Here is a 14,179-nt window from a genome sequence, read left to right on the forward strand (position 1 = left end):
TTTTTGGATAATCCATTGAACCTTCGATTTGCGAAATGGGATTCGATTAAACAGTTCTTTTTTTGTATTTTTGACAAGCTATAATTGAAATATGAAAGAAGAACAAGTTATCTTAGTTGACGAAAAGGATGAGCCTATAGGTCTAATGGGAAAAATGGAAGCACATGAAAAGGGGATTTTGCATAGGGCGTTTTCGGTTTTTATATTAAACGACAAAAACGAACTGTTGTTACAGCAACGCGCAGCTCAAAAATACCATTCTCCTTTGTTGTGGACCAACAGTTGTTGCAGTCATCAACGTGATGGTGAAAGTAATGTACAAGCAGGACAAAGAAGGTTAGAGGAGGAAATGGGGTTTAGCGTTCCGTTAAAGGAATTGTTTTCGTTTATATATAAGGCTCCTTTTGACAACGGATTAACAGAGCATGAATTTGATCATGTGATGATTGGGTATTTTAATGAAGAACCGAAAATCAATAGGGAAGAGGTGGAAGATTGGAAGTGGATGACTATTGAAGCTGTAAAAAAGGATATGGACTTAAAACCGGATCGATATACGGCATGGTTTAAAATTATTTTTGGACAATTTTACCCTTATATAGAAGCACAAAAAAAATAAACAGCTAGACATGAAAGTTACTGTAAGCAGAAAAGCACATTTTAATGCTGCGCATCGTTTGTATCGCAAAGAATGGTCGGATGAAAAAAACCAATTGGTTTTTGGAAAATGTAATAATGTTAACTTCCACGGACATAACTATGAAGTTATTGTACATGTTACAGGTAGTGTTGATACGGAAACGGGATATGTGATGGATTTGAAAATTTTATCCGATTTAATTTATGAAGAAGTGGAAGCTCCTTTCGATCATAAGAATTTAAACCTCGATGTGCCTGATTTTGCTGATTTAATTCCCACTGCCGAACATATAGTCGTGGTAATTTGGAATAAATTACGCAAGAGAATAGATGCCGACAAACAGTTGGAAGTGGTGTTGTATGAAACTCCGCGAAATTTTGTCTCCTATAAAGGAGATGAATAAAATGCTTTTGCGTATTGGATAAATTAGTAACTTGCGCCTTCGTTTTTTAAACGAAAAAAACAAACAAACAAAATAAACAAAACTAAACAACTCGTTTATTTCCACTAAGTGAGTCAAAAGTATATGAGTTTTTTAAGATATCCCATGGTTTTTAATCCTATTCTCAAAGAGAGAATTTGGGGCGGAACCAAATTAAATACAATATTAGGTAAGGCAATTCATTCCGATCGAGTCGGAGAGAGTTGGGAGATATCTATGGTACCTGGTGAAATTAGCGAAATTTCAAACGGTACGTATCAGGGTATGTCTCTCGCAACCCTTATCGATATATTCCCCGAACAGGTACTGGGTACTAAAATTTATCAGCGATTCGGAAAGCAATTTCCTTTGTTGTTTAAGTTTTTAGATGCAAAAGAAGATTTGTCTATTCAGTTACATCCCAACGACGATTTGGCTCAAAAGCGGCATCAGTCTTTTGGAAAAACAGAAATGTGGTACGTCATGCAAGCAGACGTCGGGTCTCGTGTTGTGGTTGGATTCAATGGTCCGGTGAGCTCGGAGGACTATTTACATCATTTGAAGCAAAAAACCTTACCTACAATACTCAAAGAGATTTCGGTTAATGTAGGCGATGTTTTCTTTATAGAAACCGGTACTATTCATGCTATTGGTAAAGGTGTGTTGCTAGCCGAAATTCAGCAAACTTCCGATATCACCTATAGGGTTTATGATTGGGATCGGGTAGATTCTAGCGGAAAAGAGCGCGAATTACACATAGATTTGGCTTTGGATGCTATAGATTACCGACCGAGACCGGTGGAGTTGTTTTATCAAAGAGAGCCCAATCAAGGTAATATGATTGTTGATTGTCCGTATTTCAGAGTTAATTTTATTCCACTAGATGGGGTTTTTAAAGCTGATAAGCAAGGAGATAGCTTTCATATTTATGTATGTACAGAAGGAGATATGTCTGTTTTAATAGAAGGACAGCAGGAATTTAACTTTAAAAAAGGAGATACTTTTTTAATACCAGCTGCTCTGAAAGAATATAAATTAAAGGGAAAGGCATCTTTGCTGGAAATATTCATATCTTAAATATGACTATCAAATTTAAAGTTGTAACTTTGCAAACAATTATTTTTTAAAAAGTATAAGAAAATGGCAAGCGTAAAAAATTTAAAGAAAGATATTCACTATGTATTGGGTGATCTTATTCAAGCGATTTATATTCATGAGATGGCTACAGTTGGAGCACCTACTGAAAAAACAAACGATTTAATCGAAGAAACATTACAAAAATTCGACGTTTTAATCGCTAAAGTAAACGCGAAAAAAGTAGAAGACAAAAAAGCACATTTCAAACAAATTTATGTTGAATTGGAAGAATCTGCAGGTCAGTTAGTTGAGAAAATCAACGCACTTTAATCGCAAAAAGGCTTAAAAAAAAGAAAAAATATATTGCGAAATTCAAAATGTATTTTATCTTTGCACTCGCAAATGAGTCGCCGGTGTAGCTCAGCTGGCTAGAGCAGCTGATTTGTAATCAGCAGGTCGTGGGTTCGAGTCCCTCTATCGGCTCAAAAAGTTCTTAAAAATTAACGATTTTTGTTTTGCTTTTTAAGAAATAAAATGATAAGTTTGCACAGCATAAAAGAATAAGCCGCCGGTGTAGCTCAGCTGGCTAGAGCAGCTGATTTGTAATCAGCAGGTCGTGGGTTCGAGTCCCTCTATCGGCTCAAAAAACCATCTAATTTTAGATGGTTTTTTTGTTTTTATACTGTTCGGTTTTTATAAAAGAAAACCATTTGAAAAAGACGCTTTTTAAGCGTCTTTTTTGTGTTTTATAACGTTTGTGTTTTCAGGCTGAAGCCAGGCTCTAAAAAGAATGTAAAAGAAGCTTTTATTAGGGTTTCTTTTAGCTTGTTTGCATGGAGTACGCAATCTTTACTAGAGGGCAGGTGGGAATCGGAAAATAAAATGTGTTCCGCTGTATGGTATTTAAAATCTACAGTAGTTAGCGTTTCTAAAAATATGGAATGAGCTCGAGTGTCAATTCAAGAGGACTTTGTTAATTAGGGATGTCACCCGGCTTTTATGTTTTTGAAATCAATTGCATTTAGTGTAAAAAGGTAAAAAAGGAGTATCCGATTTACGGAATAGCCTCCAATTTTATACCCTGAACAAAACTTAGAGATTAAAATACTTGTAATTAAAAACAACTTTATAAATTAACTATAGCGGATCTATTAATAAACAGATATATTTTTTGTAAAAAACCAATAAATCATAAATTATTGTTAGTTTTGACAAAATTTATATTTTATGAAAAAATTAATACTTTTTAGCTTTTTAGCTGGTTCAACATTAATGAGTGCACCAACACATGCACAAGAAAAAGTAAAGTTCACAAAACAACAGTTAAAAATGATGGATGATGAACTATTCGATGAAGCGTTCGTCGGTGTCAGTTCTAAGAAAAAATCAACCCTTATTCTTAAAGATGGAACTAAAAAAGAGGGGCCTGTCTCTGGAGTAGATAGAAAAAAAGGCCAAATTACAGCTGTTAAGATGAAAGATTCTTCAGGTAAAAAAATAGAATACAAAGCTGAAGAAATCGAAGAAATGTATTTGCCTATTGCTGGATTTGTCAAAGGAGCTAAAGTAGCTAACTATTTTGGCAATACAAGAAACTGGGGAAGCAAAAGCTTAACTAAATCAACCAATCCAGATGAAGTCTATGTAAGAAACATTAAAGCTTCGTTAAAAAACAAGAAAGCTGAGCAGGAATTCTTGATGCAATTAATCAATCCTAGCTTCAGTAGTCAAATTGAAGTGTATGCCGATCCAATGGCTGCGGAAACAACATCTATTAGCTTTGGAGGAGGACCTCAAATCGGAGGAGGAGTAACTAAATCGTATTACGTTAAAAAAGGAGATGAGGTAATCTGGCTTAAAAAAGCAGAATTTGAAGATAACTACAGTTTTCTTTTTGGTGACAATCAAGAATTTCTACAAAAATTCCCATACAAGTCAATTAAATGGGACCACTTGAGCTATCTAATAGCTGAATATACAAAAATGTCAGAAGAGAAAAACTCATAAATTAGCAAAAAAAAAGAGACTGTCCTAAAGACAGTCTCTTTCCTTTTTTTAATGTTACGAAGTGTTAGTTAGAATCTTTTTCAGCTTCTTTGCGTTCACTAATATGTTCTTTTAGTGCTTTACCGTATTTGCGGTTTGCAACATCATTTTTTAAAGAGTTTTGGATTGTATCCAGATATTTAATAGGACGATCGTAAATTTCCGACAAGGCAATATAAGGAGCCACGTCTGAATCGCCATGAGTAACCGCAAAATTGACGGCATTTAAATACCTTCTTCCATTAATCTTTGATGAAACTTTGAGTAAACTGTCCTTTTCTACAGTTTGACCTGCTTTTTCGGCATTAAAAATGGCTATGAGTAACTCGTTTTGCTTATCTGTTAGCCTTGCTCGAGTTTTTAAATAATCTTCATAAACCGTTTGGTTTTTTGAACCCGTAATTTTAGCATCACCAAAAAAACTCTTTAAGCTGGTCTCTATATTGATTTTTCCCGGCTCTGCAAAAAACATCAATTGATTGTCTTGGGAGGCCGTTGTACCTCTGTTTAAAGAAAGAAAAAATATTTCTGGATCTTCGATTTGAAGCTGTACTTCAAATTCTGAATTTCCCTTTATTAAGATACTGTCTAAGGTAACTAGGGTGGTATCTTGAATTTTTTGGATATAAAGGGTGCCCTGTTTTAGCCCGTTTACTTTTCCGGTTAAAGTGAGATTTCCACCTTTGTTTTCCTTGGTACAAGAAATCATTAATGCCGATAAGGCCAAGATAGAAAGTAACAGTGTTTTTTTCATGTATAGGTGTTTTAAGCGAGTTGGGTAATAAGCCATTTTCATCGATATCGAATAATACAGAATCGTTTTTATTTAAATAAATCCAATCCAGGTAAATCCGGCATGCCGTCTTGAGCGCTTGCAGCTACCTCTGCTTCGTTGATTTTGGTGGCTCGTTCGATAGCGCGATTAAGGGTTAAAACCAAATAATCTTCTAATTGCTCCTTATCTTCTAGTAAAGAGTCGTCAATTTGAACCGATTTTATAGTGTGATTTGCTGTGATTGTAATTTTTAAGAGCCCATCCGAACTTTGTTCGTCAATGAATACGTTGTTTAAACGTTTTTTGGTATCTTCAATTTTTTGTTGGGCTTCTTTAAGTTTTCCCATCATACCCATTAGGTCTCCAAACATGATATAGTTTTTTAGTGATTATGTTTACAAATTTATTAAATTGCATTTTATAAATCGTAAAAAGTATCTGCAAAAGCAGTCTATTAAAATAAGCAATTGTGGTACTTTTGCACGAGTTTAAAAAACAAAGATAGAATGAATAAAAGTATTGACGCACCTATTGCTCCAATTATTCCAATAAACTTGGAAAAGCATCAACAGTTGCGAGTAGATAATTACTATTGGATGAATCAAAGAGACGATGCGCAAGTGATTGATTATCTAAATCAAGAAAATGAGTATTATCAAAAGATGACTGAACATACGACCGATTTGCAAAAGTCTTTGTTCGATGAAATAAAAGCTCGAATTAAAGAAGATGATTCTTCGGTTCCTTATTTATATAATGGTTACTTTTATATTACGCGTTTTGAAAAGGGGCAGGATTACCCAATTTATTCTAGAAAAAAACAAAATTTAGAAGCAGAGGAAGAAATTTTGTTCGACTGCAATGCCTTAGCGGTTGGTCATTCTTATTTTAATCTTCGCGGCATAAATATTTCCGATGATAATCTTTGGGCTGCATTTGCAGTTGACACCGTTTCGCGTAGGGAGTATACCATACAAATTAAAAATTTGCAAACGGGTGAAATACTGAATACCCAAATTGAAAATACAACTGGAGGTTCTACTTGGGCTAACGATAACAAGACTTTATTCTATTCGCGTAAGGATCCAGTTACCCTTCGTGCGGATAAAATTTTCAAACACCGTTTAGGAACCGCTGTTGCTGACGATGTTTTGGTTTATTTTGAAAAGGACAATACGTTTTCAACCGGTGTGTATAAAGAGAAATCCAAAAAATACATCGTTATTGAGTGTGAGAGTACTTTAACCTCTGAAATGAGGATATTAAAGGCCGATGAACCAGAGGGTACCTTTGAGGTTTTTCAAAAACGCAAACGCGGATTAGAATATTCGATAGCTCATTATGGCGATAGCTTTTATGTGTTGACCAATAAAGACAATGCGGAAAATTTTAAATTGATGATTACGCCTGAATTCCAAACAGCACAAACCAATTGGGTCGAATTAATTCCCCATAGAGATGACGTTTTGTTAGAGGGAATTGATATATTTAAAGATTATTTGGTTATTTCAGAGCGTTCTGACGGGTTGTCAAAAATTAAAATCCAACCTTGGAATTCACAAGAGCAGGCTTATTATTTGCCTTTTGAAAGTGAAACTTATACGGCATATACCGGTATAAATATTGATTTCGATACCGAAATACTGCGTTATGGATATCAATCTTTAGCTACTCCGGCCTCGATAATTGATTTCAATATGCGAACTCGTGAAAAGGAAATCAGAAAAGAGCAGGAGGTTTTGGGAGGTGTTTTTAACAAAGACAATTATGAAGAACAGCGCGTTTGGGCACCTGGACAAGACGGTACGTTAATCCCCATTTCAATGGTCTACAAAAAGGGAATGGAAAGAAATCAAAAGAATCCCGTATTGATTTATGGTTATGGTTCTTATGGTAGTATGATTGAACCTTATTTTTCAGCGGTTCGCTTGAGTTTGTTGGATCGCGGTTTTATTTATGCTATAGCTCATGTACGGGGAGGGGAAGATTTGGGACGAGCATGGTACGATATGGGAAAATTATTGACAAAAATAAATACTTTTACCGACTTTATAGATTGTTCTAAATTTTTGATTGACCAAAAATATACCACTTCACAGCATTTGTATGCAGAAGGAGGGTCTGCAGGAGGTTTGTTGATGGGGGCTATTATTAATATGGCTCCAGAGTTGTATAACGGTATTATAGCTCAAGTACCTTTTGTAGATGTGGTAACAACGATGTTAGATGAGTCGATTCCATTGACAACGGGAGAATACGATGAGTGGGGAAATCCGAATGAAAGGCAATACTACGATTATATGATGCAGTATTCACCTTATGATAATGTTCGTGCTCAGTCCTATCCAAATATGTATGTTTCAACAGGATTTCACGATTCGCAAGTACAATATTGGGAGCCAGCCAAATGGGTTGCCAAGCTACGAGTCCTAAAAACCGATAATAATATTTTATTGTTAGATACCAATATGGAAGCCGGACACGGAGGTGCTTCCGGTCGATTTGAGGCAATCAAAGAAGTAGCTAAAGAATATGCTTTTTTACTAGATTTAGAAGGAATCAAAAAGTAGTTCGTTTTTTTTTATTAAATTTGCAATGTTTTAAAGGTCAATAATTAAACTAAGTTAGGAGCCTTAATTAAAATAATACTTATGAAAGAAGAGATAAAAGCCTGTGATAATCTATTAGAGCTAATAGGAAACACTCCTTTAGTTAAGTTAAATAGAATTAGTACAGGATTAAAAGGTAATTTTTACGCTAAAGTTGAAGCTTTTAATCCAGGGCACTCCACCAAAGATAGAATCGCCCTTCATATAATTGAAGAGGCAGAGAGAAAAGGAATATTAAAACCAGGGGATACCATTATAGAAACCACTTCGGGAAATACGGGATTTAGTATTGCAATGGTGAGCATTATTAAAGGTTATGAGTGCGTTTTAGCAGTAACCTCTAAATCTTCTGCTGATAAGATAGACATGTTAAGGGCTATGGGAGCTAAGGTATACGTATGCCCTGCTCATGTTGCTGCCGACGACCCTAGGTCATACTATTGTGTAGCTAAGCGTTTGCATGAGGAAACAAAAGGTTCCGTATACATCAATCAATATTTTAATGAATTAAACGGTGAAGCCCACTACAAAACTACAGGACCTGAAATATGGGAGCAAACCAATGGTTTGATAACACATCTTGTGGCTTGTTCTGGTACAGGTGGAACCATTTCTGGTACGGCTAAGTTTCTAAAGGAACAAAATCCTAATATCAGAGTCTTAGGTGTGGATGCTTATGGATCGGTATTAAAAAAATACCATGAAACCAAAGAGCTAGACCCAAAGGAAATTTATCCTTATCGTATAGAGGGCTTGGGGAAAAATCTAATTCCAACCGCAACGGATTTCGATGTCATTGATAAGTTTATCAAAGTTTCGGATGAAGATAGTGCTCATATGGCTAGAGAAATTGCCAAAACTGAAGGTCTATTTGTTGGTTATACCTCTGGAGCAGCATTCCAAGCTGTAAAACAATTTGCAGAAGAAGGGGAATTCGATGAAAACAGTAATGTCATTTTAATTTTTCCAGACCATGGATCTCGATATATGAGTAAAATATACAGTGATGAATGGATGACAGAACAAGGCTTTTTTGATAATGTAAACAGAGAAGAAGCGCTTAAGATTGAGTATATCAAATAATCAAAAAAAAGATATAAAAGTAAAAAGAGGAAACATAATGTTTCCTCTTTTTTTATTTCATAGTTATTTGTAACAAAAAAAATAAAAGACTACTAATAATTAAATAATCTTTTATAAAAGATAGTAAAGAAGCAATGCTTTATGCGAATCACTAATTACAGTTAACAATACAAATATGAAACTCAAAATTCAAAATCTTAGTAAAACCTATAAAAACGGTGTCAAAGCATTAGATAACCTTAATTTAGAAATCGGCACAGGGATGTTTGGTTTGTTAGGTCCTAATGGCGCCGGAAAGTCTTCGTTGATGCGTACCATTGCCACCTTGCAAAAGCCGGATTCCGGCAGTATTGAATTCGATGGAATAAATGTACTTCAAGACCAAGATGCCTTGAGAAAGGTTTTGGGGTATTTACCACAAGATTTTGGGGTTTATCCCAATATGTCGGCCGAAAGCTTACTCGATTATTTTGCTCGCTTAAAAGGTGTTGGAAACGCTAAAGAGCGCAAAGCTATAGTTTCCAAGGTTCTGGAAATAACGAATTTAGAGGAAGCTCGTTATAAAAGTGTTAGCGGCTATTCCGGTGGAATGAAACAACGTTTTGGAATAGCGCAATTATTGCTTAACGATCCGAAATTGATTATTGTAGATGAGCCAACAGCAGGATTAGATCCTGCGGAACGCCACCGCTTTTTAAATGTATTACGCGAAATTGGTACCAACCATGTGGTTATATTTTCTACACATATCGTCGATGATGTTAATGAATTATGTCATGAAATGGCGATTTTAAACGGCGGGAAGATTCTACAACGAAGTACTCCTAAAGAGGCGGAAGCGCAATTGGAGGGGAAGATTTGGAGTAAGGTAATTGAACGTGAAGAACTCGAAGCTACTGAAGCCAAGTATCAGGTTTTGTCGTCTAAATACAACCAAGAAAATAAATTAACGGTAAGAATTTGTAGTTCAGAACAACCGGATAGTAGTTTTGAAGCTGCAAAACCGCAACTGGAAGATGTTTATTTTGTTGCACTTAAAAAAGATTAATCCATGTTTGCTACTATATTTTCTTTTGAGTTTAAAAGATGGCTTAAAAACCCTATGTTCTATGTCTATGGGGTCATTTTCTTTCTAATCGGTTTCCTAATCATGGCTAGTTCCATTGGTGTATTTGATCGTGTTTCTGTTACGGTTGCATCAAACGCTTATTCCAACTCGCCGTTGGCATTAAGCACAATTATAAATGGATTAACCATACTGACCTATTTTTTGTTACCGACTATAGTTGGGGCGTCTGTTTATAGGGATTTCAAATATCAGGTTCACAACATACTGTTTTCCTATCCGTTTTCAAAACCGGCTTACCTATTTGGAAAGTTTTTGAGTTCCTTAGTGATTACAATTCTGATTACTTTTAGTATTGGTTTAGGGATTTTTGTCGCTACACTATTGCCTTTTGCGAATCAGCAACTATTAGGCCCATTTAATTTGATGGCTTATATACAGCCGTTTATATTGTTGGTAATTCCCAATTTAGTATTTATTGGAGCCATTGTTTTTGCTATAGTTACCTTGACTAGAAACGTATATGTTGGTTTTATTTCCATTATATTTTTGTTGGTGTTTCAAGGCATCTTAAGTGGGCTTACCGCAGATATGGATAATCAATATCTTGCAGCATTACTAGATCCATTTGGAAACGAAGCCTTGCATTATTATACCAAATATTGGACTGTTGCAGAGCAAAATGTTAAAAACATACCTTTTGAAGGTGCCCTTGTTTACAACCGTTTGATCTGGTTTGGTGTAGCCTTATTGGTTTTGATTTTTTTATATGTAAAGTTTGAATTTACACAACAGGGAATCAGTTTTGAAAGAAAGAGAAAAGGACAACGGTTGACTAAAAATAATTTTGGTAGCATTACCAAAATTGAATTGCCTAAGGTACATTATAACTTTAGTTGGAGTCAAAATTTAAAAAATGCTTGGAGTTTCTCCAATCTGGAGTTTAAATTTATAGTAAAAAACTGGGTATTTATTAGTGTCTTGTTTGTAGGATTGACTTTTATGTTGATTTCCTCCATTTCGATGGGACAAATTTTTGGGACCAATACCTATCCTGTGACATGGAAAGTATTGATGATTCAAGGAGATACTTTTGGATTTTTTATATTGTTTTTGACCTTTTTATTTGCGGGACTTTTGGTGCAAAGAGGTCCCTTGTCCAAAATGAATTTACTTATCGATGTAACGCCAGTTCCGAATTGGGTTATGCTGTTTTCGAAGTTCATAGCCTTGGTAAAAATGCAAATGGTATTGGTACTTGTGGTAGTGATTTCGGGAATTGCGATACAAGCTTACCACGGCTATTATAAATTTGAATTGGGGCACTATTTCTTTGAATTGTATGGTATCAATTTAGTGCGTTATGTTATTTGGGCAGTTAGCGCGCTATTAGTACAGACACTTTTTAAAAATTACCTATTGGGCTTCTTTACCTTGTTGGCTTTATTAATTGGTATTCCGTTCTTGTCTAAGATAGGAGTAGAGCAAGATATTTTTTATTTAAATAGAGCCTCTTTTTACAGCTATTCTGATATGAATGGTTACGGTGCTAGATTGAGTAGATATTATATTTACGCCTTGTATTGGGCAATTTTAGCCATGGTGTTTTTTGGAATATCCTTATTGTTTTGGAGACGAGGATTGCCAGCCTCGGTGAAGGAGCGTTTCTTTTGGAGTAAAAGAAGAGCTCAAGCTATTGTTGTGATTCCTATGTTCTTAGCTTTATTTGCTTTTATAGCTATTGGAAGTGTAATTTACTATGAAGATACCGTTAAAAATGTATATGTATCTGCGCAAGAAGGGGAACAACAAAGTGCCGAATGGGAAAAGAAATATAAAAAATACGAACATCAGGCACAACCGCGTATTACCGATGTAAAAATCGATATGGACTTGTTTCCAGAAACACGCGACTTCAAAGTTCTGGGTACTTATATATTGACTAATAAAACGGACAAGCGTATCGACTCTTTGTTGATTAATTATAATGATTATCCGTTAAGTTTAGAATTTGAAACACCGACAGTGCTTTTGTCAAGAGACACCGTATTTCATTTTGATATATATAAATTAAAGCAATCGTTGGCTCCCGGAGAAACTATGGTGATGAAGTTTACACTTCAAAACAAACCCAACACTTTGTTGACTGAAAATTCGCCGGTATTGGAAAACGGTACCTTTATCAACAATACTATTTTTCCGAGTTTAGGATATAGCGATTCGGGAGAATTAGAAGATAATGATGTTCGAAAGAAATACGGCTTAGGCCCCAAAGATCGCATGGCATTGCAAACGGATTTAGTAGCCAGGCAAAACACTTATATCTCATCGGATTCCGATTGGATTCAGTTTGAGACTACGGTGAGTACGAGCCCTGATCAAATTGCGATAGCCCCGGGGTATTTGCAAAAAGAATGGATTGCAAACGGACGACGTTACTTCCATTATAAAATGGATCAAAAGATGTTGAATTTCTATGCTTTTAATTCGGCGCGATTTGAGGTTGTAAAAGACCGCTGGAACGACGTAAATATTGAGATTTATTATCACAAGGGGCACGAGTATAATTTAAAGCGTATGATAGAAGCTACGAAAAAAGCCTTGACCTATTATTCTGAAAATTACAGTCCCTACCAGCATAAACAAGTTCGAATTATTGAATTTCCAAACAGTATGGGAACCTTTGCGCAATCTTTTGCCAATACCATTCCGTTTTCTGAGGCCATTGGTTTTATTGCTGAGATTGATGATAGTGATGAAGATGCCGTTGATTATCCTTTTAGCGTCGTAGCTCATGAAGTAGCGCATCAATGGTGGGCACATCAAGTTATTGGTGCCAATGTTCAAGGAGCAACCTTGTTGTCGGAAAGTTTGTCAGAATACAGCGCCTTAAAAGTATTGGAACACGAATATGGTAAGCCACAAATGCGTAAATTCTTAAAAGATGCTTTGGATAGCTATTTAAGTGGACGCGGTAGAGAACGTAAAAAAGAACAACCCTTAATGTATAATGAAAATCAACAGTATATTCATTACAATAAAGGCTCGTTGGTATTGTATGCCTTGAGTGATTATATTGGAGAAAAGAATATGAATGCTGCTTTAAAGACTTATGTTCAAAAAGTAGCCTTTCAGGACGCGCCTTATACCACGGCAACGGAATTAGTGGGCTATTTAAATCAAGTAACTCCAGACTCTTTAAAATACTTAATTCACGATATGTTTGAAACCATTACCCTATATGATAACAAAGTCGTTGAGGTAAAATCAAAAGCGTTGAAAAATGGTAAATACGAAGTGACTTTTGAGGTAGAAGTGGCTAAATACCATTCCGACGACCAAGGAAAACGCGTGTTTAAAGATGCTGCTGGGAAAACGCTTACTTTTAAAACGGCTGCAAATGAAATTGTAAATTCATTACCGTTACAAGACTATATAGAAATCGGTGTTTTTGCAAAGGATGAAAAAACCAAAAAGGAAAAAGTATTGTATTTGGTTAAAAGAAAAATAACTCGAATCGACAATAAATTTACCATCGTAGTCGATTCAAAACCATCGGAAGTTGGGGTTGATCCTTATAATAAACTGATTGATGCCAAGTCAAGCGATAACCGAATGAAAATATAATTAAAAGCGATTTTATAAACGAGCTGCATCTGAAAGGGTGCGGCTTTTTTTGTACGCGATTCCCTCTTCGAATTGCGTTTGCGAAGCAGTTTGTCGGTTAATACTTCTCGGTTACGCTCACTAAAATTCCATGCAAAAAAAAACACTGTTCTTGTGAAACAGTGTTTTTTATAATTCTCAGAAAGTTGATTATCTTCTTCTCTCTTTGATTTTTGCTTTTTTACCAGTAAGTTCTCTGAAGTAGAAAATACGAGCTCTACGAACTTTACCTCTTTGGTTAACTTCTACTTTTTGTAAAGCAGGCATGTTTACCGGGAAAATACGCTCCACTCCAACAGCACCAGACATTTTTCTAATCGTGAAAGTTTCAGTCATTCCAGTACCTCTTCTTTGGATAACTACACCTTTGAAGAACTGTGTTCTTGTTTTTTCACCCTCTTTAATTTCGTAATACACAGTGATTGTATCACCTGCACCAAATTCAGGGAAATCTTTTTTAGTTACAAACTCGTCTTGAACGAATTTTAATAAATCTGCCATGATTTAATTTTATTAGCAATTGTTAATTCAGAACAACATATACGGTTTTCGCTAGAGGTTGGGCTAAAGTGGGTGCAAATATAATAAATTATTTTATTAAAGACTAGGAAAAGGCTTTTTTGTCTATATACCATTTTTCTATATGCCTTTTCTAAATGCCTATACGTCCATACGCCCATATGCATATCAGCGTATCAGCGTATCAGCGTATCAGCGTATCAGCGTATCAGCGTATCAGCGTATCAGCGTATCAGCGTATCAGCGTATCAGCGTATCAGCGTATCAGCGTATCAGC

12 protein-coding genes and 2 tRNA genes are annotated in these 14,179 nt (G+C 35.5%); 11 read left to right on the plus strand and 3 right to left on the minus strand.

All coding sequences use genetic code 11. From position 1 onward, the window contains the following. Nucleotides 1–91: 91 nt before the first annotated feature. The 7 genes from idi (at nucleotide 92) to KO524_RS09190 (ending at nucleotide 4,145) form a co-directional block, all read left to right on the plus strand. Nucleotides 92–619 (plus strand): isopentenyl-diphosphate Delta-isomerase, encoded by a 528-nt coding sequence (gene idi, locus KO524_RS09160; RefSeq protein WP_219293202.1) that lies wholly within the window; start codon nucleotides 92–94, stop codon nucleotides 617–619. A 10-nt stretch (nucleotides 620–629) separates the two neighbouring features. After that, a complete protein-coding gene (locus tag KO524_RS09165; protein ID WP_219293204.1) occupies nucleotides 630–1,043 on the plus strand; it encodes a 6-carboxytetrahydropterin synthase in 414 nt (137 codons plus the stop codon). A gap of 123 nt (nucleotides 1,044–1,166) precedes the next feature. Beyond that, nucleotides 1,167–2,138, plus strand: a complete 972-nt coding sequence (locus KO524_RS09170; protein ID WP_219293206.1) for a type I phosphomannose isomerase catalytic subunit — start codon at nucleotides 1,167–1,169, stop codon at nucleotides 2,136–2,138. 63 nt (nucleotides 2,139–2,201) lie between these two features. Further along, nucleotides 2,202–2,468 carry a hypothetical protein gene (locus KO524_RS09175; protein ID WP_219293208.1) on the plus strand — a complete coding sequence of 89 codons (267 nt, stop codon included), beginning with the start codon at nucleotides 2,202–2,204 and terminating at the stop codon, nucleotides 2,466–2,468. 79 nt (nucleotides 2,469–2,547) lie between these two features. Then, nucleotides 2,548–2,621: transfer RNA gene (locus KO524_RS09180), tRNA-Thr, on the plus strand. A gap of 84 nt (nucleotides 2,622–2,705) precedes the next feature. Further along, nucleotides 2,706–2,779: transfer RNA gene (locus KO524_RS09185), tRNA-Thr, on the plus strand. Between the two features lie 586 nt (nucleotides 2,780–3,365). Continuing rightward, on the plus strand, nucleotides 3,366–4,145 hold the full coding sequence (locus KO524_RS09190; RefSeq protein WP_219293210.1) for a hypothetical protein: 780 nt from the start codon (nucleotides 3,366–3,368) through the stop codon (nucleotides 4,143–4,145). A 64-nt stretch (nucleotides 4,146–4,209) separates the two neighbouring features. Here KO524_RS09190 and KO524_RS09195 read toward each other — a convergent pair whose 3' ends face one another. Together KO524_RS09195 and KO524_RS09200 are read right to left on the minus strand one after the other, a co-directional pair. Then, nucleotides 4,210–4,938 carry a DUF4369 domain-containing protein gene (locus KO524_RS09195; protein WP_219293212.1) on the minus strand — a complete coding sequence of 243 codons (729 nt, stop codon included), beginning with the start codon at nucleotides 4,936–4,938 and terminating at the stop codon, nucleotides 4,210–4,212. Nucleotides 4,939–5,006: 68 nt separating this feature from the next. Beyond that, nucleotides 5,007–5,330 (minus strand): YbaB/EbfC family nucleoid-associated protein, encoded by a 324-nt coding sequence (locus KO524_RS09200; RefSeq protein ID WP_219293214.1) that lies wholly within the window; start codon nucleotides 5,328–5,330, stop codon nucleotides 5,007–5,009. A gap of 135 nt (nucleotides 5,331–5,465) precedes the next feature. On the opposite strand from KO524_RS09200, the gene KO524_RS09205 reads away from it, so the two are divergent. The 4 genes from KO524_RS09205 (at nucleotide 5,466) to KO524_RS09220 (ending at nucleotide 13,344) form a co-directional block, all read left to right on the plus strand. Continuing rightward, nucleotides 5,466–7,529, plus strand: coding sequence for a S9 family peptidase (locus tag KO524_RS09205; RefSeq protein ID WP_219293216.1), 2,064 nt, complete (start codon nucleotides 5,466–5,468; stop codon nucleotides 7,527–7,529). Nucleotides 7,530–7,610: 81 nt separating this feature from the next. Continuing rightward, the gene (locus tag KO524_RS09210; protein WP_219293218.1) at nucleotides 7,611–8,651 is read left to right on the plus strand and encodes a PLP-dependent cysteine synthase family protein; all 1,041 of its coding nucleotides are present in this window, start codon (nucleotides 7,611–7,613) and stop codon (nucleotides 8,649–8,651) included. 175 nt (nucleotides 8,652–8,826) lie between these two features. Beyond that, on the plus strand, nucleotides 8,827–9,699 hold the full coding sequence (locus KO524_RS09215; protein WP_219293220.1) for an ABC transporter ATP-binding protein: 873 nt from the start codon (nucleotides 8,827–8,829) through the stop codon (nucleotides 9,697–9,699). Between the two features lie 3 nt (nucleotides 9,700–9,702). Then, entirely contained in the window at nucleotides 9,703–13,344 is a 3,642-nt protein-coding gene (locus KO524_RS09220; protein ID WP_219293222.1) for a M1 family aminopeptidase, read from the plus strand. A 189-nt stretch (nucleotides 13,345–13,533) separates the two neighbouring features. On the opposite strand, the gene rplS is transcribed toward KO524_RS09220, so the two are convergent. Continuing rightward, nucleotides 13,534–13,884 (minus strand): 50S ribosomal protein L19, encoded by a 351-nt coding sequence (gene rplS, locus KO524_RS09225; RefSeq protein WP_219293224.1) that lies wholly within the window; start codon nucleotides 13,882–13,884, stop codon nucleotides 13,534–13,536. Between the last annotated feature and the right edge of the window lie 295 nt (nucleotides 13,885–14,179).

Source organism: Flavobacterium sp. NKUCC04_CG (assembly GCF_019345525.1).
In the GTDB taxonomy this organism is placed as follows: domain Bacteria; phylum Bacteroidota; class Bacteroidia; order Flavobacteriales; family Flavobacteriaceae; genus Flavobacterium.

Excerpts from the sequence above, each read along its gene's own strand:
- idi (WP_219293202.1), top strand. The coding sequence starts at position 92 with ATGAAAGAAGAACAAGTTATCTTAGTTGACGAAAAGGATGAGCCTATA.
- KO524_RS09165 (WP_219293204.1), top strand. The coding sequence starts at position 630 with ATGAAAGTTACTGTAAGCAGAAAAGCACATTTTAATGCTGCGCATCGT.
- KO524_RS09170 (WP_219293206.1), top strand. The coding sequence starts at position 1,167 with ATGAGTTTTTTAAGATATCCCATGGTTTTTAATCCTATTCTCAAAGAG.
- KO524_RS09175 (WP_219293208.1), top strand. The coding sequence starts at position 2,202 with ATGGCAAGCGTAAAAAATTTAAAGAAAGATATTCACTATGTATTGGGT.
- KO524_RS09190 (WP_219293210.1), top strand. The coding sequence starts at position 3,366 with ATGAAAAAATTAATACTTTTTAGCTTTTTAGCTGGTTCAACATTAATG.
- KO524_RS09195 (WP_219293212.1), bottom strand. The coding sequence starts at position 4,938 with ATGAAAAAAACACTGTTACTTTCTATCTTGGCCTTATCGGCATTAATG.
- KO524_RS09200 (WP_219293214.1), bottom strand. The coding sequence starts at position 5,330 with ATGTTTGGAGACCTAATGGGTATGATGGGAAAACTTAAAGAAGCCCAA.
- KO524_RS09205 (WP_219293216.1), top strand. The coding sequence starts at position 5,466 with ATGAATAAAAGTATTGACGCACCTATTGCTCCAATTATTCCAATAAAC.
- KO524_RS09210 (WP_219293218.1), top strand. The coding sequence starts at position 7,611 with ATGAAAGAAGAGATAAAAGCCTGTGATAATCTATTAGAGCTAATAGGA.
- KO524_RS09215 (WP_219293220.1), top strand. The coding sequence starts at position 8,827 with ATGAAACTCAAAATTCAAAATCTTAGTAAAACCTATAAAAACGGTGTC.
- KO524_RS09220 (WP_219293222.1), top strand. The coding sequence starts at position 9,703 with ATGTTTGCTACTATATTTTCTTTTGAGTTTAAAAGATGGCTTAAAAAC.
- rplS (WP_219293224.1), bottom strand. The coding sequence starts at position 13,884 with ATGGCAGATTTATTAAAATTCGTTCAAGACGAGTTTGTAACTAAAAAA.